The organism is Bacillus sp. PPSBB_2 (assembly GCF_045291115.1).
GTDB classification, from domain to species: Bacteria; Bacillota; Bacilli; order Bacillales; family Bacillaceae_G; genus Bacillus_A; species Bacillus_A cereus.
This window is the reverse complement of sequence record NZ_CP147983.1, coordinates 1,419,146-1,440,591: the sequence shown is the minus strand read 5'-3', so window position 1 is coordinate 1,440,591 and position 21,446 is coordinate 1,419,146. Positions and strand designations below refer to the sequence as shown.

The following is a 21,446-nucleotide window of genomic DNA, read 5'->3' as shown; positions in this document are numbered from 1 at the left end:
CGATTGGTGAAAGGCTACTAATCAGTGAGAGATGCCCTGCTGATCAAAATTCCCCTTTATGAACGTGGCGTTTCTGAATATGTATAAATCACTTGCCCGCCTCGCTGTGCGTTACCAATGAAATGCTTAAAGTCTTCTCTATTTACAACAACTTCTCTGAACGTATAAAATACATCTTTCGTAACAACATACTCCTTTATTTCACCATTTTTTAGCTGATCTAAAATTGTATTTGCTAATTCTTTATCCATGTATTTCACCTCTCTGCAATATTTTATTTTATCGTATATTCTATAGGTCAACAACTGTAAATTTATCCCGCTATTTGCAGGTAGTGCGATTGGTGTTGACTACTAATCAGTCGTGGAATGAACAAAAAATCTTACTGATTAACGTTTCACTTTATCTTGTTGTTATGCCATGATTTTATTTTCGTTATTTCGCAAACAATATCGTTTTACTATATGTCCACTAAGTATCATATACTAACATAGCTACTTCTCTATATCAAACATTTCGGCATTCAATTATGCAAAGTTCCATACCACTATGCTACAATATACAAATAGAACTAGGAGGGATACTATGATTCGGAAAGCAAAAAAGACAGATGCAATGGCAATAGCTCCTTTATTGTATAATGCTCTGCATGAAATTGCTGAAAAAATCACAGGTAGCACAGATGAAGCAGAAGTATTACTAGGACTTGAGACATGGTTCTCAAAAGAAAATAACCGTCTGAGCTACGAAAACTGTTTTGTCTATGAACAAGACGAGAGTGCAGTTGGAGTTATTGTCGCTTATCACGGTAGTGAAGCAACACAGCTTGACGCACCAATTGTACATCACTTAAGAGAATTACATAAAGATGAATCAATTACGTTAGAAAAAGAAGCTGAGCTTGATGAGTATTACATTGATACACTATCAGTTTCAAGTGCACACGGCGGAAAAGGTATCGGTTCTAAATTAATTGAAGCTGCCGAAATCTATGCAACTGAAAAAGGGCATGAAAAAATCGCTTTACTTGTTAATTTCGAAAACACACGCGCCTATTCACTATACGAAAAGTTAGGTTATAAAAAAGATGAAATTGTTATGCTAGTAGGCGAACCTTATGCTCATCTCGTAAAACCATTAAACGTCAAAATTTCTGTATCTTAAAAAGAAAGCACACGATTTATATAAATCGTGTGCTTTTATGTTAAATTCGTATTTAATATATTTCCATCCATCGCCTCGTGAAACGTATATGTTGTACATCCCCATGGCTTTCTATGCAAAATAGGCGAACCAGACCATCCCATTGCCCTCAGCTCCGTTCCAATCATCGAATTAAAATAATTATGACCTACAAGAGCAATACTTCCATGTACGAGAGCATAACGATGTAATACGTAAGCTGCTTGCCTTGCCCTCTCTCTTACTTCCTTATAAGATTCAACATTTTTATGGTAACCAAGTATCCATAATGCTCGTCCAATACACATCCATACGTTAAGTTTACACTTCAACCATTTTGGCGCATAAAAGCTCGCCGGAACTGCCACTTCCCTAAAAAGAGAATTTTGTATAAAACATAAAGAATCCATTAATTCAGCTGCTGACTGTACAGCACACTTTTGATCACTCGTTACAATCAATTTCGCTACTTCAACCGCTTCTCTTGTTTCCAATGGTATAGGTTGTTTTTCTGTTATAGTATGTAAGTCATATCCTTTTATCCATTCATGAAAGGATGTAACCGTCATTGGTTCTATAGTACAATCTAAGCGACCATGACGAATAAAAGAAATCTTCATTCTTTTCACTCTCCATTCATCACTTATGAACTCTATTATGCACTAGTTCTAAACATCATACCACGCAAGAAAATAAAGTTATATACCTTTACATCTCCCCACCATTATCATGTGTTATCGAAGCATGGATACCATCCATCCCATCAAAATATGTACTCGTATCATATTGACGAATCTTTTTTAAATGCATATAAGAAAATAAAAATAAAATTAAAGCTATAACACTCCCCACAAATTCAAACATCATTTTACCGCCTCTAATTTCTCCCACTTCAGCAGGTTATTCTACTTTTTCATTATACCTCGATATAAAGATTCTCGCATTTTTGCTATTTTTTTCAAAAAACATGGATTTTCTACATATTTTCTTACAAAAAGTGAATATTTTTCGAATTTTTACTTTGGAAACATTTACAAAGTAGGAAATATGGTTCAAAATAGGAGGAAATAAAAAAACCCAAATTTATTCTTTTTTTGGGAAAACTGTAACAAGGAGAGTTGCTTATGCAGATCGCAGAAACTGGAGATATCATCGAATTTAAAGGTGGAATGCAAGGCCGTGTTCAAAAAGTAAATCAAAACTCTGTTATTGTTGATATAACAATTATGAAGAATTTTAGAGAACTAGATATGGAACCTCTTACAGTTGTAAGTCATAAAAACTATACTGTCATTAATCAAAATGCATAATATAATAGAAAGAAAGGGCCTGTATACTATACAGGCCCTTTCTTTCTATTAACGATTATCAATTGTTTCCGGATATAGATCGTGGTTCATCATGCGGTAATCAGCCATTTGTTCATACTTCGTCCCTGGGCGCCCGTAGTTGCAGTATGGATCAATTGAAATACCACCACGTGGTGTGAATTTCCCCCATACCTCAATATAACGTGGATCCATTAATTTAATTAAATCGTTCATAATAACGTTCATGCAATCTTCATGGAAATCACCATGATTGCGGAAACTAAATAAATACAACTTTAAAGATTTACTCTCTACCATTTTTTGCTCTGGAATATAGCTAATATAAATTGTTGCAAAATCTGGTTGTCCTGTTTTCGGGCATAAACTTGTAAATTCAGGACAATTGAATTTTACAAAATAATCACGGTTTGGATGATTATTATCAAATACCTCTAATATTTCTGGGCTATATTCAAATAAATATTTTGTATTTTGATTCCCTAGTAATGTTACATCTTTTAAATCTTCATCTAATCTTCCTGTCATTTTAAACATCCCTTCTCGTTATACGCCGCGCTTATTTCCCCATACTAACGCATGAAGCTGAGGCAATACTTTTGCATCATTCATCTCTTTACAATTTACAGCTTTATCAATCAGCCATTCATACTTATCTAATAATTTTTTTATAAGCATCGCATCATCCACTGTTTTTGTATCATCGTTTCCTACTTGTAAGAAAAATGGTACCTTTGGATAACGTTCGTGCATCTTAACTGCATATTCAAAATCATGATCATCGAATACTACTACTTTTAAACTAATATCTTTTCCTGCTAGTTTCTGAATAATAGCATCTAACCTCTGAAAATCTGTTTTCATCGTTGAGCTTGGTGGTTTTGGAGAAATTGTTATCTCATCAATTTGAAGTAACCAATCTTGCCATTTACTCCCTTGCGTTTCAATTGCCGTTCGCATTCCATTTTCTTTTAATATAGAAAGAAGAAACTCAATATTTTTCAGTAATGCCGGATTTCCACCTGAAATCGTAACATGAGAAAAATTTTCTCCTCCAATTGCAACAAGCTCATCCCAAATATCTTCTGGTGTCATCTGTCTAATTTGATCTTTAGCTGATCCATCCCACGTAAAAGCAGAATCACACCAAGCACAGCTATAATCACAACCAGCTGTACGGATAAACATTGTCTTTTGCCCTACAACCATTCCTTCACCTTGAATAGTCGGACCGAATATTTCTAAGACAGGGATTTTACTCATCAAGCATCCACTCCCGTCTTACTTCCGCATAACTAGTCGGCGTCTCAAATAGACGAACAAATTCAACGCGAGCTCCTTTATATTCGTTCACTCGATTCTCTTTTGTTAGTGCTTCTGCCATCTTTTCATAAATCCAAACGACCATATTTTCAGCAGTCGTATTCATTGCAGGTAACGTTTCGTTTAAATAACGATGATCTAGATAAATTTCTATTTCATTCTTCCAAATTTCTTTTATATCTCCAAAGTCAATTGCAAGACCTATTTCATTTACATATCCACTAATTCCAAATACAACTTTATATGTGTGACCATGTAAGTTTTTACATTTCCCTTCATAACAGTGTAAATGGTGTGCTGCATCAAATGTAAATTCCTTGCTGACCATTACTCTTTTATTATGGTATTTGAGTTGTTTACGCTGAATATCCTTGTCCATTTTTTGCAAATTCTCTACGATGCGAAATCCAAAAAAGTTATCCATTAGTTGTTCGCTCCTTCGCGTTCTTGTAGGTACGTATCTAATCCTGCTTTACGAAGTTGACATGCTGGACATTCACCGCAACCATCACCAATGATTCCGTTATAACATGTTAATGTTTTTTCTCGAACAAACTCAAATGCTCCAAGTTCATCTGATAATTTCCATGTTTCAGCCTTATCAATCCACATAAGTGGCGTGTGAATGACAAACGGGTAATCCATAGATAAATTTAAAGTAACATTTAACGATTTCACAAACACGTCACGGCAGTCTGGATAACCACTGAAATCAGTTTCACATACACCCGTTACAATATGACGTGCTCCAACTTGTTTTGCTAATACAGCAGCAAATGATAAGAAGAGTAAATTTCGTCCATCTACAAATGTCGATGGCAATTCACCTTCTTCATGTGTAATCTCCATATCCGTTCTCGTTAAAGCATTTGGAGCAAGTTGATTTAATAGACTCATATCTAGTACCGTATGCTTTATTCCTAGTTCTTTTGCAATTTCCGCTGCACAATCAATTTCTAGCTTATGACGTTGATTGTAATTAAACGTTACAGCTTCTACCTCTGCAAACTGCTCTATTGCCCAAAATAAACATGTCGTACTATCTTGTCCTCCACTAAAAACAACAACTGCTTTTTCTTTTTTCATTTCACTCATTCTCCTTCTCTACTATAAATAAGAAGAAAGAACGTTCTTGAACTGTCACAATAAAAAAACAAAACAATACCTAAGGATATTGTTGTTTCCATAGTTTTTTATAGAGGGAGTTCGCGAACCTCTCCCGCGCGGTGCACGGAATTTCTTCTTTCATTGACACAGCTTATTGTAACATATTGTATACTAGCGTAAAAATTTCTGATTTTTCAGCTATTTATTATTTCATTTCTTTCATTTTATAGTATGATTAATTTAATATAAGAAGAGAGGAGGCATCCCACTGAAACCCTTTATTATTTATCTCTTTTTAAATATATTATTCATCCTGATTACAATGCTCGTATATCATTTATTTTGGAATCAAAAAGGGAAACGCTCTCCTAAATTAAATTCAGCTATATTCATTGTACTCTGTTGCCTTGCTACCGTACTCTGTATTACATTTGCAGCAAAAACAAATAATGGTTTTCAATTTGATATGCGCCATATTGTATTAATTGTCGGTACATTAACGGGAGGGCCTATTGCTGGTGGTTCTATCTTAGTTGTATTAAACATATATCGCTTATTATTAGGTGGGATAGGTGTTTTCCCATCTCTTATCGGTTCTGTTCTTCTATTTATTGTTCTATTATTAACATATAAATTTTTCAATCGAACTTCTAATCGTATAAAAATAACACTTGCTATTATCTACAGTCTCACATACGGATTTAGTTGGATACCCTTCTTCCTTTCAAAGGTTACAAATAAGACTGATTATATACCGCATATTATTGTGTATGAATTATGTTCAATGCTTGGTACGATTCTAATTTTATATTTACTACACATATTACAAACTCAAGTTCGTCTCCAAAACGAACTTATAAATGCTGAAAAGTTTCATTTAATTGGTGAAATGGCAGCGTCTATCTCTCATGAAATTCGCAATCCATTAACTTCAACGAAAGGTTTTTTACAACTGTTACAATCAGATACATGCACTGAGCAGGAACGAAAATTATATATCGACATTGCCATTAATGGCATCGAACAAGCAAATCATGTTCTTACAGATTATTTAACCTTTGCTAAACCAAGCATTGAAAAAGAACAAACATTACAGTTAGAAGAAGAATTACTACATGCATTGTCGTTAATTACACCGCTTGCTAATTTAACAAATGTACGTACTCATTATATAAAGCAAAGCACTTCTTTTTTTATCGCTGGAGAAAAGCAAAAACTAAATCAATGTTTATTAAATATTTTAAAAAATTGCATTGAGGCTATGCCAAAAGGCGGTGATCTTTATTTCACATTAGTTCCTGATCATAAGCATATTCAGTTATATATAAAAGATACAGGAGTCGGTATGGATTCAGAACAAGTAAAACGTCTTGGTTCGCCCTTTTATTCAACGAAAGAAAAAGGTACTGGACTTGGAATGATGGTCGTATTCAGTGTTGTTCAAGCTATGAATGGAAAAATTGATATTATAAGTGAAAAAGGAATCGGTACAACCTTTTTATTAACTTTTCCACTCATACAAAAAACGTGATGAAATACTCATCACGTTTTTTCTGTTCCTTCAACTAATTCAGCAAAAGCTTTCACTTTTCCGTGCGGTTGTTGATTTTCTTTACGTGCTTTCCAGGCGCGCTCTTCTTCTCGCTTCTTCTTAGACATGTTTTTTCAACTCCTTCTTTTCTTTCTCCATGTAGTATTCCAAAATAAGAAAGAAAACTATGCACGTATCAAAAAAGAAGTGGTTTCCCACTTCTTCCACTTTAGCGTTGCAAAATTGCATGTTTCGCCTCTTTTAACTGCGTAAGATGTCTTTGTTCATGCAAATCAAGAAATTGAACCCATTGATACAAATTCAGATCATTAAAAACAGGATGCTTTAATCCATTTTCAAATAAATCTTTTTCATCTATAACACTATGAAGCGCGTGTAATAGTTCTTGGCGTGAATGTTCTAGTAATTGAATTCCTTGCTGTTTTTTCATTAAAGTTTCTGTTGGTTGCATTTGCTGAGGAGCTTCTCGTTTATGTGTGCGATCAAGCGTAAGTTGGAGGTCTTTAAATGGAGTCATGTTTCTTTCATTTTTTTGTAAAGCATATACAAGGGCAGACGTGACAGATTGTTCAACTAAATGCAAGTGGTGTAAAATTTGAATAATACTCCATTTATCACGGCGTGGCTTTACATTCACTTCTGTGTCATTTAACATTTCAATTTCTGATAATAGCGTGCTTCGAGTAGCCTGTAATGAGTTTACTAAACTTTCTAAACTTACATCCATATTAGATTGAAGCATACTTGTTCCCCCCTTTTGTTGGTGAAAAGAGGTGCTCCTTATTAGAAACACCCCTTCAGTATTCTGAATTTTCTTTTATTATCTCATCATTTTCCCATTATGTCGATGTTAAACATGTGAAAAAAGCGCATGTTTTTTACAATTTTGTGTCGTCAATCGCATGTAACCATGCTTCAATTTCTGTAATAACACTTTTCACACAGCCTTCAGCAAATGGTGATGTTAAATTTGCAACCTCTACTAATTCTAAGAACGATTTACTTCCACCTTGTTGGCACAGATTCACATAATCTTCCCACGCCTCTTGTCTATTATCTCTTGCACGTTTCCAAAATTGTAGCGCACAAATTTGAGCAAGCGTGTAATCAATATAATAGAACGGTGAGCTATAAATATGCCCTTGACGTTGCCAAAAACCACCGCGCTCTAAATAATCATTCTCCTCATAATCACGATGTGGTAAATATTTCTTCTCTATGTTACGCCATGCTGTCTTCGCTCTTCAGGTGATGCTTCAGGATTTTCATATACATAATGTTGATATTCATCAACAGATACACCATAAGGTAAAAACAGAAGTGCTGAACTTAAGTGAGAGAAGTAATATTTATCTGCATCTTCTTCAAAGAATAGCTTCATCCATGGCCATGTAAAGAATTCCATACTCATAGAGTGGATTTCACACGCCTCATATGTTGGCCAATTATATTCTGGAATTTCAAATTTACGACTTTCATATACTTGGAAGGCATGACCTGCTTCATGTGTTAATACATCAATGTCACCAGATGTTCCATTGAAGTTTGAGAAAATAAATGGCGCTTTATAATTCTCAATATATGTACAATATCCGCCACCAGCTTTTCCTTTTTTCGCAACTAAATCTAATAAATCATTATCTAGCATGAAATTGAAAAATTCATCTGTTTCAGCCGATAACTCTTTATACATTGTCTTTCCATGATCAACAATCCAATCCGCATCTCCTTTTGGAGTTGGGTTACCTGTAGCAAACTCAAAGTTTTCGTCGTAATAAGCTAACTTCTCTACACCGATACGTGCTTGTTGTCGCTTTCTTAATTCCGTTGTAACGGGAACGATATAATCTAGCACTTGCTGACGGTAATTAGCCACCATCTCCGCATTATAATCTGTACGGTACATTCTTGCATATCCAAGTTCAACAAAGTTTTTGAAACCTAAAGATTTTGCGATTTTCGTTCTCACTTTAACAAGCTCATCATAAATACGATCTAGTTCTTCCTCATTTCCAGCTAAAAATCCGTAGTATGCTTCACTTGCTGCTTTACGTTCGCTTCTTTCTTTTCCTTGCATAAACGGAATCAGTTGCGATAACGTTCTTTCTTCTCCAGCAAAGTCAATTTTTGCAGATGCTAATAACTGTGTATATTGCGATGATAATTTATTTTCTAATTGTAAATCTTTCACGACTTCATCTGAATATGTTTTTAAATCACATTCTGCTAGAGCAAATAATTGTTTTCCATAATACGCCTCTAATTCTTCACGAAATGGAGAATTAATGAGTGCCTTATAATATTTTGTACCATATCCTTGTACAACTGGAGAGAATTCATCAAAGAAATCCTGCTCCTCCTTATAAAAAGTATCCGTCGTATCAACAGAATGGCGAATGTAACAAAGGTTTCCCATTGTACCAAAATCGTTGCGAATCTCATTAATTGAATGAATGACTTGTTTTTGTTCTTCTACAGTTTTTGCGTTATCAAACTTCTCTAAAGCAACAGTAAATTTCTCTTTTAACTCTTCAATATTTGGGCGTTTATATTCATAGTCTTTAAATGACATGAACGAGCCTCCTCTCCATTACATACCTTTATTATAATTCAATACGTATTCTTGAATTCCCTCTTAATTTTCAACAAATTTCGGCAGTGACTGCCCTGAGTTCATTACAAATAAAAAAGCCTTGGATTTATTTATCCAAAGCTCCTTTGGAACATATTATTTTTCATACTTCCCAATTTTTTTTAATAAATCAAGTAATTCATCTTTTTCATCTTTCGTTAACATTTCAAAAGACTGATGTATAACTTTCTCATGCCCCGGAAAAATAGAAGCAATAAAGTTCTCGCCAGACTCAGTTAATTGCGCGTAAATAACACGTCTGTCATTCGGACATGGAATTCTCTTTACTAATCCCTTTTTCTCCAGCTTATCTACAACATATGTAATGCTGCCACTAGCTATTAAAATACGCTCACCAATTTGCTGAAGTGGTTGACCGCCTTTATGATATAGCAGTTCTAATACAGCAAATTCAGTTGGATTTAATCCGTTACTTTGTATAGATTTATTTGTAGTATCCATAACAGAACGATGTACACGAGATAATGCAATAAATACTTTTAAAGATTGAGAAATATCTTCTCGTTCATTATTTGATGTCATACAACTTTCAACCCTTCACTTAAATTCTCAGCAATAAAAAGAAAATGCCACTTCATACTTCATGTGAATTCCGAATGAGCATTCACTCATCCATTTCCTCTCCCCTAATATATTAAGAATCATTCTTGAATAAAAACATGACAATTTTAACATAGTTTATATATAATGATAATAAAAAAAGAAGGAGTACCACATTTGAAAGTCAAATTCCAAAGCATAATTGTATATATATTGCTTGTTATCCTACCGACAATAGGGATTGGTGCTACATTTTATTCGTATCATACATATAAAATGAAACAGGAAAACAAATTATCTGCTCATACAGTTCTCTTTTTATATAGAGATTATTTGGATCATCATCTTGGTGAAGCAATTTCTGCTTTAGACATGCTTGCAAAAGTTGTAGGCACCGAGACTGGTAATATAAATGGCATTAAACAAATTGTACATGATACAGATGGAAACGATGCACGCTTTTCTGGTCTATATTACGCTACACCAGAAGGAGTCATTACAATCGCATCTGAAGATGAATCAAAGCCTATAGATGTTTCAGACCGTAAATATATTCAAGACGCGCTCCAAACTAAAAAAACCACTGTATCATCAGTCATTACTGATCGCGTTCTTGGACATAAAGCTATTATAATTGCTGCCCCCATATTTAATAAACAGAAGGAGCTCTCAGGATTATTATTAGCTAGTTTACGCTTTGATTACATTTCATCTTCTTTAAATGCCATTAAACCACAATACCATTTTGAGGTAACTGATAAACATGATGTAGTTTTTCTAACCGATGATAATAACGACACAAGTGATACGCATTCTAATATGCTTACTACCCCACTCCAAAGATTAAATTGGAAGGTCTCTGTTTCTCCATTACCTATTCATCAAAAAACCTTATACCAGTGGGTTACAATAGAGTGTATAGCTACTTTATTTTTAATGTCTATTTTATTTTTACTTGCTCAATATATTTTGTTAAAACGGCAAACAAAACTTGAAAGACAACAAAATGAACTACAGAAAATTGAATTAGTTGGAACTTTTGCAGCGAGTACAGCACACGAAATCCGTAATCCTCTTACTGGAATTAAAGGGCTCGTCGCTCTATTAAAAGAGAAATATAAAGATGAGCAAGATCAGTTCTACTTTTCCGTAATTGAACAAGAAATAGAGCGAATCAATGAAATTGTAAGTGAATTTCTTATTCTCGGAAAGCCAACCGCCATCATCGAACAAACGTATGATGTAAGAACAATTCTAAATGAGGTAGCATTAATTATTCAATCTGAGGCGAATTTACATAACATTGTATTCCATTTACATTTGCCAGACCATCCTGTTCATATCCATTGTTCGAAAGACCATATGAAACAAGTGGTTTTAAACATTACAAAAAATGCAATTGAGGCCATGACTTCTAGTGATACACTAACCATTGTAGTAAAAAACAATGAAACACACGCACAATTGCAGATTATAGATACTGGAAAAGGGATTCCGCAACATATTCAAAAACACCTCTTTCATCCGTTCTTTACTAATAAAGATACTGGAACAGGTCTTGGACTTGTCATATGTAAACGAATTGTAGAGATGTATAATGGGCATATTTTTATTGACAGTACAGAAAACGAAGGAACAACAGTTCATATCGAAATTCCGTTACACATAGTATAATTATCCTTATCCTATAAGGGTAATTATACTTATTTCATAAAACCAGCCACAAGCATTCGCCAAAAATTATTTGATTTTCCTTCATACCCGATTTGGAAAATAGGTATTTTTATAATTGAAAACCATTTCGGTGTTTGTTTTTCTTTATAACATTGATATTGTAAAATAAGCTTGTCCAATTCTTGACTAACTTGAATTGTCTCCCTACTATTTAGCCCACTTGTTAATCCTAGTTGAATCATTTCTTCACGTTTCATATGAATATCACGTGAAAGCCTTTCTAATGTGTACTTCCTTTTTACAGTAAACATCCATATCCCCCTTATTATACTTCCATGCTCTTAACTTCACTTCTCCATTGACTTTTTTAACTACTTAATCATATGCAAATTTGAAGAATCAGAAAATTTAACATTTTCTCCCTGTAATTTACAAATCTTTACCCTCACTTTGAGAATTATTACAAATTATTCTATCTTTGTAAATACATTCGCAATAATAGACATTTTTTTCATCTTGTTTTTTTATAAATTCTACGTAAACCGGGGATTCTTAATTTTCCATCTACTTTTCTTCGACATTTTTTGTTTAATTTATATAAAAAAGCAAAACATAATGATGATTGATAAAGTGAAACTTTAATCAGTGTTTTTTGTTCAGCCCCCACTGATTATTAGCATTCACCAATCGGGCGTTTATAGGCAGTGGGTCTCCCACCTATCCAGCCCAATGTTGAGGTGGGAGTCTTACTCCCCACAAATAGCGGGATAACAATAGAAAGGAAATATTTATATGCGAAAATATACGATTGCATTATTCATCATTGTTTTGTTTTTACCGTCCTTCTTATTTCCTATTCAAGCAAATGCTCATACGAATAAAGTTGCTATTGTCATTGATGATTTCGGAAATAATATGAAGGGGACTAATCAAATGTTATCACTTCCCATTCCACTCACTGTTGCTGTTATGCCTTTTCTTCCTTCCACAAAAGAAGATGCAATAGCTGCCCATAAGAAAGGCCATGAAGTTATTATACATATGCCAATGGAACCTATAAAAGGTAAAAAAGAATGGCTTGGGCCGAAAGCAATTACAACTGATTTAAGCGATGAAGAAATAAACAACCGACTTGAACAAGCGATTCAAGAAGTACCGCATGCAATTGGAATGAACAATCATATGGGGTCAAAAGTAACAGCGGATGAAAGAATTGTTCGCCTTATACTTGCTGCTTGTAAAAAACACGGTTTATTTTACTTAGATAGTAAAACGAATCCTAATAGTGTCGTCCCAAAAATCGGAAAAGAATTAGGAGTTCCTATTATTGAAAACCAACTATTTTTTGATGATGTGTATACAGCAGGACATATTTCAAAACAAGCCCAATTACTCATCAAAAAAATTCAAGAAAAACCTATTATGGTAGCTATCGGGCATGTGGGCCCTCCAGGTGAAATTACATCACGCGTTATTGAAACTTCTATCCCTAAAATTCGTGAGCATGCAGACTTTATTTTCTTATCTGATCTAGCATTATCCCCGCCTCCTGTTTCAAAATAAAGTTCATTACTCACATATAATCAGCCCTAACCAATTGGGCTTTTATGGGCAATCCGTCCCCCCACTTAACTTCTTTACTTGCGCTGAATTTTGAGGCTCGGATTTTACTGCCCACAAATGGCGGGACAAAAAAGTACCTATCTATATATAACAGATAGGTACTTTTTTTAACTTAAATATAATCTACATGACTCACTCTGAATCCTTTTTTCTCTATTTTTCCGATTAATTGCTTTAATCTTGTTTCATCTAACTCATCTGATATATTTACAATAACGCGGCGGATATATTGATCACCGTTATCTAACGTAAATAGGCCACCGATATTATATGCTTTTAACAATGTCCCAAGCTCTTTAATCGTTCCCTTACAATCTTGTGTTGCAATTGTTAATATATAACCACCTGTTCGCATACCAAATGAATCTTCAATAACATCAAATATATTCGAATGCGTTAACATACCGACAAATTCATTATAATCATTTAGCACGGCTAAAAACGGAAGCCGACGAATTACATAAAAAGCTCTGAAGAATGAATCCTTTTCAAAAATAAATGCATTGGAATCATCAAGCGTATCCCCTGCACTTACATGCTCTAATCCGCTATTGCATTTTTTTTCTAATAAATCTACTTTATAAATAATCCCCGTGAATTTCTTCTCATCTTCTGCTAATACCGGGATGGCTCGAAATCCCGTTTCGTTCATCATTTGCAGTGCCTCTTCACCAGAATCATTTATCTTGCAAAATGTTACTTGCTGCTTTGGCAGAAAATGATATTTAACTCGCAAAATATGTTCCTCCTTACATGTCAACATGTAATCTATATATAATAAGGAGACCTATATTTTATGAGTGAAATTATTTTTAAAACGCTTTCATTTATTTATTAACTTGTATCCATATCACATCCATTTTTATATAACAGAGCTCCTTGCACCCTTAATCATTAATAACTTTACATGATAGTTCATTAAATATTCTATACCCTCTAGCCATTTTTTCGCTTCTTCTGGCGTTTTTCCCCACACAATCATGCCGTAATTATGAACAAGAACTACTCCTCCACCTTCAATGAAATTCGGAACATTGCTTTCTAATAAATCAGCGAATTTTTTTTCATCTTCTACAATTGGAATTGTCATTTCTGTTATACCTTCTTTTCCGAAAACACGCTCCACACTGCGTTTATCGAACGTTACTTCTCCTTCTTCCCCATATAACTCTGATATTAAATGACTATCTACAGTCTGCACTTGTAAAATACATCCTGCACTACTTTTTTTATAAATATCCGCATGCATAAATGACTCTGCAGCTGGTTTTTCTTCATTTTCAAATACTGACTCGCACATGCAATTTACGACAATAAAATCTTCTTCCGAAAATAGCCCTTTATCTCTTCCCTCAACATTTACTAAAAATGTTAACGGCTCTTTTGACGTACATAGCGATAAGCTAATTTTGGTACCATAAAACCAATCACGAAGTGCCAATTCAGATTTCACATCTTTTAATTCATTCCATTTCTTCAGAAAAAATAACATTTCGTCACCCCCGGCATAATATTCATATAAGATTCGAATCCTTTCTATGTAAAAGGAATATTTTTTGATTATTCTAAAAATTTAATTGAATTATCACATGAGAACGCTTTTTTGTCAATATAGTTTCGTGGTTCTTCTTTAAAATAGGCTATTCATATGTCTATACTCCTATCTATTTCCTATTTCATTTTGCACATAAAAAATACGCTATTCTTTAATTAAAGAATAGCGTATTTTCCTCATTTTTTATCCCGCATTAACGGGCAGCCCGATTGGTGAGGGCTACTAATCAGTGGGGAATGAACAAAACCCCCACTGAATAAAGTTTCACTTTATTTCTTTATTGCATTATACAAAAACTGTGCGTATTGTTCACGTGTTACGAAATTATCTCCTAAAAAATTCCCTTCCCCGTCGCCTTTTGATATTTTATTATCCACTAAAGCTTTCACATATCCTTTCGCCCAATGGCCATTTGGTACATCTTTAAAATTCTCTGCACTATTTTCATTTTCTTTTAACTGAAATACTCTTTGTAGTACTACTGACATTTCATATCGAGTTAATACTCCATCCGGACGGAACATACCATTTCCATAGCCTGTCATAATTCCAGCTTGAACCACTGCATCAATAGCCGTTTCATACATATTTCCTTTCGTATCTGTAAATGCCGTTTTTTGTTCTAGATTATTTTCTAATTTTAAATATCTTTGTATTAGAAGTGCTACTTGTCCACGAGTAATGTTATCACCAAATCCAAATTCACCATTTCCATAGCCTATAAATAATTTTTCTTTCGCTAAGTAATTAATTGCTTCTTCTGACCAATGTCCCTTTGGTACATCTTTAAATTCTACCACTTCTGTTTTCTCATCTTCTTTAGATGTATTACCGTCTTTACTTTCTACTACATTTTGAATAACAGATCCTGTAAAGAAGATTCCTGTATCCGCGAATGGATCTTTCACACCAAATTCATATACTTTCTCACCTGGTGTACTCCATTTCACTACACCATTACTATACGTACCATTATCGCTCTTCAGACGGATTTTCGTAGAAATCTCACCATCTTTTTCATATATAGGTACTTTTACTTCTTTATTTACTTCTGTTTCCTCTAAAAATACTTTTTGATTTTGGACATTAATATAAGCCGTCTTACTTAGTTCTATAACTGGTCGGACATCACGGATTTCATTTGCAACAAAACTTAGAAATACTAATTTTTTTAAATTACTAACTGGTGATAAGTCTGAAATATAATTCGCTTCTAAATCAAGCTTTTGTAAGTTTACTAAACTTGATAATGGAGTAATATCTTTTAACTCGTTGTTGGGTAAGTTTAAAATTTTCAACTGTGTCATCTTACTTAGAGGAGTAACATCTGTTATTTCATTTTTCCCTATCCATAGCTCTTGTAATTGATTCAATTGATCAATGCCTGATAAATCTTTCACTTTATTACGTGTTAATACTAAATCTTTTAACGGTAACGTATAAAGCGGTTTAATATCTTCAATTTGATTACCTGCTAAAGTTAAGTATGTTACATTTTTCAAATTGCTTAATGGAGCAACGTTCGTAATTTTATTATTTGCTAAATTCAAGTAATCTAGTTGTTCCATTTTCGCTAATGCTGTTACATCTTCTATTTGGTTGCCTGATAGAAATAAACTTTTTACATTTTTCATTTCAGTTAGTGGTGCAACGTTTGTAATTTTATTATTACTTAAATCAAGGGATTCTAAATTATCCATCTTAACAAGTGGCATTACATCTGCAAATTCATTACCACGCAAAGCTAAATGATTTAATTGCTTTAAGTTCGCAAAGAACGACGGATCCTTTATCTTCGCATTCGCAACTGTTAAAGATTTTAAATTTGGCATATATTTTAATGCACTATAATCAAGTATCTCATTTGTATTTAAAAACAAATCCTTTACTTGTAATAAATCTTCTTTCGTAATTGGTGTATTTAAATCTTTTCTATTAAATACTTTTTTATTAACAAGCTCTCTTAATTTGTTATCTGTTATCATATTTTGATTATCAACTGGATTATCCGTTTCCGTATTTCCTGAATTAGAGTTATCATCTGGTTTCTCTGTTTCTTTGTTACCTACAGTTGGATCTTTAATTTCAAATTGAACTTGATATTTGTGATCATATCCAATAGCTGGAATAAGTATATGCATTTGCATATTGTGCTTCTTCTCAAACTCGCCAATTTCAAATTGAACTACCTTCGTTCCATTCTTCCTCTTATCTTCTGACAAAACCTTCACATCATGAAATACACCAGGCTGGTTTTTATCTTCTATTCTAAGATATTGAAAATAATCGCTATCTTGCATTGTTACAGTGACAATTTTTTTGCCAGCTGCAATCGTTACTTTAGGATCTTTTATATATTGAGAAACCATAGATGGCTCATCTTTTTGGTCCTTATATATTTTAATCTCAGTATCATACGTGCGATCACTCGCTGCTGCTACCGATTGATTTGCTTCAACTTTTAATGCCGCTAATGCTGGAGTAGAGTACGTAGCAAATGGAATCGCTAATGTTGTCGCTACTACTAGCGCCTTCATATAATTTTTTTTCAAAATAATATCCCCTATCATATATAATTTTCACAATTGATAACATTTATCAATTAATCACAAATAAATGATAATGAATCTCATTATCATTGTCAATGAGAATATTACATTAAATTTATATTTTTAAAGGTACAAAATAAAAAAGCCCTTTATTCAAAGGGCTTTTTTACCTATCGTATGAAGAATTTCACTTTTTTCCTTCTCATTGATGACACCTATTTTTTGCAAAATATTCGCGTACAATACAAGTTTATTATATATTCGTTCTGACATGTTCTCCCTTCTTTCCTTCGACCAACTTTTTTTGTATTGGTAAATTATATGAAAGAGGTGAGAAAATGTGTCCACTTTTTGCATAACTGCAAATCTTTTATTTTACGATTTACAGATAATAAAACTCCCTCCTAAAAATTAGGTGGGAGTTTATGTGCTTTCACTGTATTTAACAAACTGTCCACTGAATATTATGCTTCATAAGTTCTTCTTCAAAGCTATATGGCATTTTTTTATCACAAATTACGTGTTGAATACGCGAAATTGCTGCTATACGATAATTCCCTTTCACGCCTACCTTCGTATGATCACATAAAATATATGTTTTCTCAGCTAATTTCATCATCGCCTCTGACAATTTCGCTTTCTCTAATTCAAAGCTGGAAACTCCAAAACTAGGTAATAACCCATCAATCGAAACAAACGCTTTATGAAAATGGAATTGCTGTATGACTTGCTGAGAAATAGACCCTGATACACGCGAATGCTTTGGAGATACTTTTCCACCTATAAATAAAACTTCACCATGAAACATCTTTTTATTAATAGAAGAAATTAATTGTGTTGCGACTGGAAATGAACTTGTTACAATTGTTAAGTTCTTACGATGAACAAGGTATGGAACCATCTGAAGCGGTGTACTTCCATCATCAATTGCAATGACATCACCATCTTCTACAAATGTCGCTGCTTTATAACCAATTCTTTTCTTCTCTTCTATATGTAGCATTTCTCTTTCTAACATTGGTGCCTCTACTCCAGCGCCTGGAAGTTGAACAGCTCCACCATACACTTTTTTCAGCTTCTTTTCACGATCTAATTCTTCTAAATATCGACGAATCGTTTCTGTTGATACAGCAAATTCTCTCGCTAATTCTGAGACCTTTACTTTCCCTTTAAATTCTACCTTTTCAAGAATGGTTCGCTTTCTTTCTTCTCCTACTACAGACATAGCTTCACCTCATTTATATCTCCCTTATAAACTTCCTTACTTATACAAAGTTATAATTTTCTTTATAAGTAGAAACTTCTTCATGAATATGAATACCGCGCTTTGCTAGCTCATCAAAAATCAATTGTGGATTTTCAAAGGCTTCTTCAGGCGTAACAACACCCACCCTATTTACATTTCCATTTGCAATTAACTCTGTAGCAACCCCAAATGGAATACCGACGTTTCTCGTATACGCTCTTAATTTTTCCCATCCTACAACAGAACCATCAGATAACGGATGTGTATGATATAACACATGTCTTTGCTTCTCATTATTTTTCATACCTATTACTTCTACATGAAGTGCATAACCATAAAGCTCTGTTTCTTGACCTTCTTTCGGTTGCAATAAATACTGCGAAATACAATCCATAATTCCTATTTCTTTCCCGTTTATTTCAATCTGATCATTACGCAATATGCCGTAATCATATAAAGCACGTACAAGTTGCATATTTTGCTTTGGCCAAGTTCCTCTCGTCTCTATCAGTTTGACACCTTTATTTTCTAGTGCCTTTGCTAACGTAATCGTTTCAGAATGCGGAATGATATACTGTGTTGCCTTACCATAAGGCGCTGGCAATTCTATTTCTCTCGGACGCGCAAACGGAAGTACTTGCTTAAATTCACCATCTTCATACACTATACGCGATGATAAATGTGGATCATATTCATATGTCGTTGTCTCTGTAATTGAAGCAGAAAAAGCAATCGGACGATACGAACCGTGACTTACACGGACGGACTCTACAGTATCCAGTTGATTTGCTGCATGCATTGCCATCATTTGCGTTACACCTGGCGTCATGCCAAATCCAGGTAAACATGTTTTTTCATTTTGAACAAATATAGCATGCGATTCATTTTCTTCACCAAATCCATTTAAGTTCACACCGTGACAGCCTGCTTCTGCAATACAGCGAGTCGACAATCCGTTTAGCTTTATCGTCGTACCGTCCATTACAATGTCATAACCTTTCATTTTTGCAACCGTATCCTCGTGATTCGTTACATCTACTTTTACAAAATCAACACGAGGATCGTTGAGCCATTCTACTACTTTACGGCCCTCTTCCTCGTTAAAATCGGCTACAGTAATCGTCTCAAAAGATGAAAATTGAACTAAATCCAAAATAGCTTCACGACAAATTTTACCTGCTCCACCTAAGCAAAATACTTTCACCCAATAACAGCTCCTTTAGCCATACAATCAACTAAGCGATTAATATCTTCTTCATGTACATCACCGATATTTCCAATGCGGAACGTATCTACTTTCGAAATTTTCCCAGGGTAAATAACAAATCCATAACGCTTTAATTCGTTATATAACTGTTGAAACTCAAACCCCTCTTTTGGATAAATGAAAGATGTAATAATAGGAGATTGATATTTCTTATCTACTAGTGGCTTAAATCCGATTTCTCCCATTCTATTCACTAGTAGTTTTTGATTGTTGTAATATCGATTGTAACGCGCTCTTACTCCACCTTCTTTTTCTAGCTCAAGTAGCGCTTGATAAAAAGCATGTACAACATGTGTAGGCGAAGTAAAACGCCATTTCCCATTTTGTTTTTCCATCGTTTCCCACTGATCATATAAATCAAGAGATAAAGAGCGTCCTTGCCCTTTACACTTCAATAATTCATCACGTTTTGCGATTACAAATCCGAATCCAGGAACCCCTTGAATACACTTATTTGCACTACTAATTAAAAAATCAATTTGTAAATCAGCAATGTCTATTTCAATCCCACCGAAACTACTCATCGCATCAACAATTGTAACCTTTCCATACTGTTGTCCTAATTTACATACATCTACAATTGGATTTATAATTCCTGTCGTTGTTTCACAATGAACAACTGCAATATGCGTAATCTCTTTATCTTCTTGCAATAACTTTTCTACTTCTACAATATTAGTAGGTTCCCACTCTTCTGTTTGACTGATCACTACATCAATCTGTAACATCTCTGCCATTTGCACAATTCGCTTACCGTACGCACCATTTGTACAAACGAGAAGCTTCCCATTTGCCGGAATAACAGAACCAATTACTGCTTCAACTGAAAACGTACCGCTTCCTTGCATTAACACTGTTGTATATTTCTCTTCTTCCTTCGTCGCTAACGATACAAGTTTAGCTCTTACTTCTTGCACCATCGTATTATATTCATCATCCCACGTACACCAATCGTATAGCATAACTTCTTTTACTGATTTTGTTGTCGTTAATGGTCCTGGTGTTAATAATAAGTAGTGATTTTCATTCATGATCCCGTGCCCCTTTTATGAAATAATAAGTTCTTGTTTCTCGATATGTTCCATTACGTTTTCGAGCTCCTGCATCGTTTCAATCGTAAAATGAGCCCCATTTTCAACAAACCGATTACGAACTATTTCTATTTTTTCACGAAGCTCTACCGAATCCATACTCTCCACTTCCTCTTCCGTTAAACCAAGCTCACTACTTCCAAGAATTACACCAACTGTCCACATTCCAGCATTTCTACCTTCTTTCATATCTGATACTGTGTCCCCTACTTTTATCATATGGTTCATCGGATACACACCAAGTTCCATTGCATTTTTATAGCACATCCATGGATATGGACGGCCTGCTGGAACATCATCTGGCGTAACAAGAAAATCAGGTTTATATCCTTGTAACACTGCTTCCTTTGCTACAATTTCCATCATTTCTCTCGTATAGCCCGTTGTTGAACCGATTTTAATGCCTCTCTCACGTAAAGAAGCGATTACTTCTTTTACCCCATCAATCGGCGTAGCATAACTTGGTAAAATAGAAAAGAGAATTTCTTCAAACTCTTCATACATCTCATGAATGTCTGCTTCTGTTGGTAATTGACCGAAGACACGCTTCCACTCATCCGCAATACGAGGCATTTCTGTTAGTGCCCTTACATGATCTATTTTTAATAATCCCATTGGCTTACGTGCTTCTTCTGCTGTAATTTCAACGCCCCGTTTATGAAAAATCTTCATGAATACTTCTAGCGGTGCAAAGCATCCGTAATCAACCGTCGTACCTGCCCAATCAAAAATAACTGCTTCAATTTTCATTCTGTC

The 21,446-nt window shown here is 34.3% G+C and carries 23 protein-coding genes, 1 pseudogene and 1 riboswitch; of the genes and pseudogenes, 5 read left to right on the top strand and 19 right to left on the bottom strand.

What is annotated here, in order from left to right:
• Window positions 1–56 precede the first annotated feature (56 nt).
• Window positions 57–251 (bottom strand): hypothetical protein, encoded by a 195-nt coding sequence (locus tag V6946_RS07185; protein ID WP_000356684.1) that lies wholly within the window; start codon window positions 249–251, stop codon window positions 57–59.
• 334 nt (window positions 252–585) lie between these two features.
• Between V6946_RS07185 and V6946_RS07180 the strand changes: the two genes are divergently transcribed.
• Complete coding sequence (locus tag V6946_RS07180; protein ID WP_366982300.1) at window positions 586–1,164, top strand: GNAT family N-acetyltransferase; 579 nt, start codon at window positions 586–588, stop codon at window positions 1,162–1,164.
• A 35-nt stretch (window positions 1,165–1,199) separates the two neighbouring features.
• Here the strand turns inward: V6946_RS07180 and V6946_RS07175 are convergent, their stop codons facing one another.
• Both V6946_RS07175 and V6946_RS07170 read right to left on the bottom strand, forming a co-directional pair.
• On the bottom strand, window positions 1,200–1,802 hold the full coding sequence (locus tag V6946_RS07175; RefSeq protein ID WP_000703102.1) for a hypothetical protein: 603 nt from the start codon (window positions 1,800–1,802) through the stop codon (window positions 1,200–1,202).
• A gap of 88 nt (window positions 1,803–1,890) precedes the next feature.
• Window positions 1,891–2,046: a hypothetical protein gene (locus V6946_RS07170; RefSeq protein ID WP_000461431.1), complete on the bottom strand. Its 156-nt coding sequence runs from the start codon at window positions 2,044–2,046 to the stop codon at window positions 1,891–1,893.
• Between the two features lie 260 nt (window positions 2,047–2,306).
• Here V6946_RS07170 and V6946_RS07165 point away from each other — a divergent pair, with 260 nt between their 5' ends.
• Window positions 2,307–2,492 carry a DUF2187 family protein gene (locus tag V6946_RS07165; protein ID WP_001165082.1) on the top strand — a complete coding sequence of 62 codons (186 nt, stop codon included), beginning with the start codon at window positions 2,307–2,309 and terminating at the stop codon, window positions 2,490–2,492.
• Between the two features lie 48 nt (window positions 2,493–2,540).
• Here V6946_RS07165 and queF read toward each other — a convergent pair whose 3' ends face one another.
• From queF to queC, 4 genes are read right to left on the bottom strand one after another with little or no spacing between them, the layout of a single operon-like run.
• On the bottom strand, window positions 2,541–3,038 hold the full coding sequence (gene queF, locus V6946_RS07160) for a preQ(1) synthase (protein WP_001986050.1): 498 nt from the start codon (window positions 3,036–3,038) through the stop codon (window positions 2,541–2,543).
• A gap of 18 nt (window positions 3,039–3,056) precedes the next feature.
• On the bottom strand, window positions 3,057–3,773 hold the full coding sequence (queE, locus tag V6946_RS07155; RefSeq protein WP_000036294.1) for a 7-carboxy-7-deazaguanine synthase QueE: 717 nt from the start codon (window positions 3,771–3,773) through the stop codon (window positions 3,057–3,059).
• Window positions 3,766–4,257, bottom strand: a complete 492-nt coding sequence (queD, locus tag V6946_RS07150) for a 6-carboxytetrahydropterin synthase QueD (RefSeq protein ID WP_000368414.1) — start codon at window positions 4,255–4,257, stop codon at window positions 3,766–3,768. Before queD ends, queE begins: the two co-directional genes overlap by 8 nt.
• On the bottom strand, window positions 4,257–4,919 hold the full coding sequence (gene queC / locus V6946_RS07145; RefSeq protein ID WP_000711595.1) for a 7-cyano-7-deazaguanine synthase QueC: 663 nt from the start codon (window positions 4,917–4,919) through the stop codon (window positions 4,257–4,259). The genes queD and queC overlap by 1 nt, the downstream gene beginning before the upstream one ends.
• Window positions 4,920–5,012: 93 nt before the next feature.
• A riboswitch (PreQ1 riboswitch) is annotated at window positions 5,013–5,056 on the bottom strand.
• A 206-nt stretch (window positions 5,057–5,262) separates the two neighbouring features.
• Here queC and kinB point away from each other — a divergent pair.
• Window positions 5,263–6,471, top strand: coding sequence for a sporulation sensor histidine kinase KinB (gene kinB / locus V6946_RS07140; RefSeq protein ID WP_000964151.1), 1,209 nt, complete (start codon window positions 5,263–5,265; stop codon window positions 6,469–6,471).
• An 11-nt stretch (window positions 6,472–6,482) separates the two neighbouring features.
• Here the strand turns inward: kinB and V6946_RS07135 are convergent, their stop codons facing one another.
• The 4 genes and pseudogenes from V6946_RS07135 to V6946_RS07120 form a co-directional block, all read right to left on the bottom strand.
• Window positions 6,483–6,599 carry a DUF6254 family protein gene (locus tag V6946_RS07135; protein WP_000038355.1) on the bottom strand — a complete coding sequence of 39 codons (117 nt, stop codon included), beginning with the start codon at window positions 6,597–6,599 and terminating at the stop codon, window positions 6,483–6,485.
• Between the two features lie 101 nt (window positions 6,600–6,700).
• Window positions 6,701–7,234, bottom strand: a complete 534-nt coding sequence (locus V6946_RS07130; protein ID WP_000941961.1) for a DinB family protein — start codon at window positions 7,232–7,234, stop codon at window positions 6,701–6,703.
• 136 nt (window positions 7,235–7,370) lie between these two features.
• A pseudogene (locus tag V6946_RS07125) lies at window positions 7,371–9,064 on the bottom strand (M3 family oligoendopeptidase).
• 156 nt (window positions 9,065–9,220) lie between these two features.
• Window positions 9,221–9,667 (bottom strand): MarR family winged helix-turn-helix transcriptional regulator, encoded by a 447-nt coding sequence (locus V6946_RS07120; protein ID WP_000203336.1) that lies wholly within the window; start codon window positions 9,665–9,667, stop codon window positions 9,221–9,223.
• A 195-nt stretch (window positions 9,668–9,862) separates the two neighbouring features.
• Here V6946_RS07120 and V6946_RS07115 point away from each other — a divergent pair, with 195 nt between their 5' ends.
• Window positions 9,863–11,359: a DUF3149 domain-containing protein gene (locus V6946_RS07115; protein ID WP_326302896.1), complete on the top strand. Its 1,497-nt coding sequence runs from the start codon at window positions 9,863–9,865 to the stop codon at window positions 11,357–11,359.
• Window positions 11,360–11,388: 29 nt separating this feature from the next.
• On the opposite strand, the gene V6946_RS07110 is transcribed toward V6946_RS07115, so the two are convergent.
• Window positions 11,389–11,670 (bottom strand): aspartyl-phosphate phosphatase Spo0E family protein, encoded by a 282-nt coding sequence (locus V6946_RS07110; RefSeq protein WP_006917746.1) that lies wholly within the window; start codon window positions 11,668–11,670, stop codon window positions 11,389–11,391.
• A 481-nt stretch (window positions 11,671–12,151) separates the two neighbouring features.
• On the opposite strand from V6946_RS07110, the gene V6946_RS07105 reads away from it, so the two are divergent.
• Window positions 12,152–12,922: a divergent polysaccharide deacetylase family protein gene (locus tag V6946_RS07105; protein WP_001234107.1), complete on the top strand. Its 771-nt coding sequence runs from the start codon at window positions 12,152–12,154 to the stop codon at window positions 12,920–12,922.
• Between the two features lie 172 nt (window positions 12,923–13,094).
• On the opposite strand, the gene cbpA is transcribed toward V6946_RS07105, so the two are convergent.
• The 7 genes from cbpA to phnX all read right to left on the bottom strand — a co-directional run bounded on the left by cbpA (window position 13,095) and on the right by phnX (window position 21,440).
• Window positions 13,095–13,718, bottom strand: a complete 624-nt coding sequence (gene cbpA / locus V6946_RS07100; RefSeq protein ID WP_366982297.1) for a cyclic di-AMP binding protein CbpA — start codon at window positions 13,716–13,718, stop codon at window positions 13,095–13,097.
• A gap of 126 nt (window positions 13,719–13,844) precedes the next feature.
• Window positions 13,845–14,474, bottom strand: coding sequence for a class II aldolase/adducin family protein (locus V6946_RS07095; protein ID WP_000896006.1), 630 nt, complete (start codon window positions 14,472–14,474; stop codon window positions 13,845–13,847).
• A gap of 332 nt (window positions 14,475–14,806) precedes the next feature.
• A complete protein-coding gene (locus V6946_RS07090) occupies window positions 14,807–17,107 on the bottom strand; it encodes an NEAT domain-containing leucine-rich repeat protein (RefSeq protein ID WP_016122153.1) in 2,301 nt (766 codons plus the stop codon).
• A gap of 421 nt (window positions 17,108–17,528) precedes the next feature.
• Window positions 17,529–18,311, bottom strand: coding sequence for a DeoR/GlpR family DNA-binding transcription regulator (locus V6946_RS07085; protein WP_000117668.1), 783 nt, complete (start codon window positions 18,309–18,311; stop codon window positions 17,529–17,531).
• Window positions 18,312–18,351: 40 nt separating this feature from the next.
• On the bottom strand, window positions 18,352–19,536 hold the full coding sequence (locus V6946_RS07080; RefSeq protein ID WP_366982299.1) for a saccharopine dehydrogenase C-terminal domain-containing protein: 1,185 nt from the start codon (window positions 19,534–19,536) through the stop codon (window positions 18,352–18,354).
• Window positions 19,533–20,630: a 2-aminoethylphosphonate--pyruvate transaminase gene (phnW, locus tag V6946_RS07075; protein ID WP_001004775.1), complete on the bottom strand. Its 1,098-nt coding sequence runs from the start codon at window positions 20,628–20,630 to the stop codon at window positions 19,533–19,535. The genes V6946_RS07080 and phnW overlap by 4 nt, the downstream gene beginning before the upstream one ends.
• Window positions 20,631–20,645: 15 nt before the next feature.
• Complete coding sequence (gene phnX, locus V6946_RS07070; RefSeq protein WP_006917745.1) at window positions 20,646–21,440, bottom strand: phosphonoacetaldehyde hydrolase; 795 nt, start codon at window positions 21,438–21,440, stop codon at window positions 20,646–20,648.
• Window positions 21,441–21,446 lie beyond the last annotated feature (6 nt).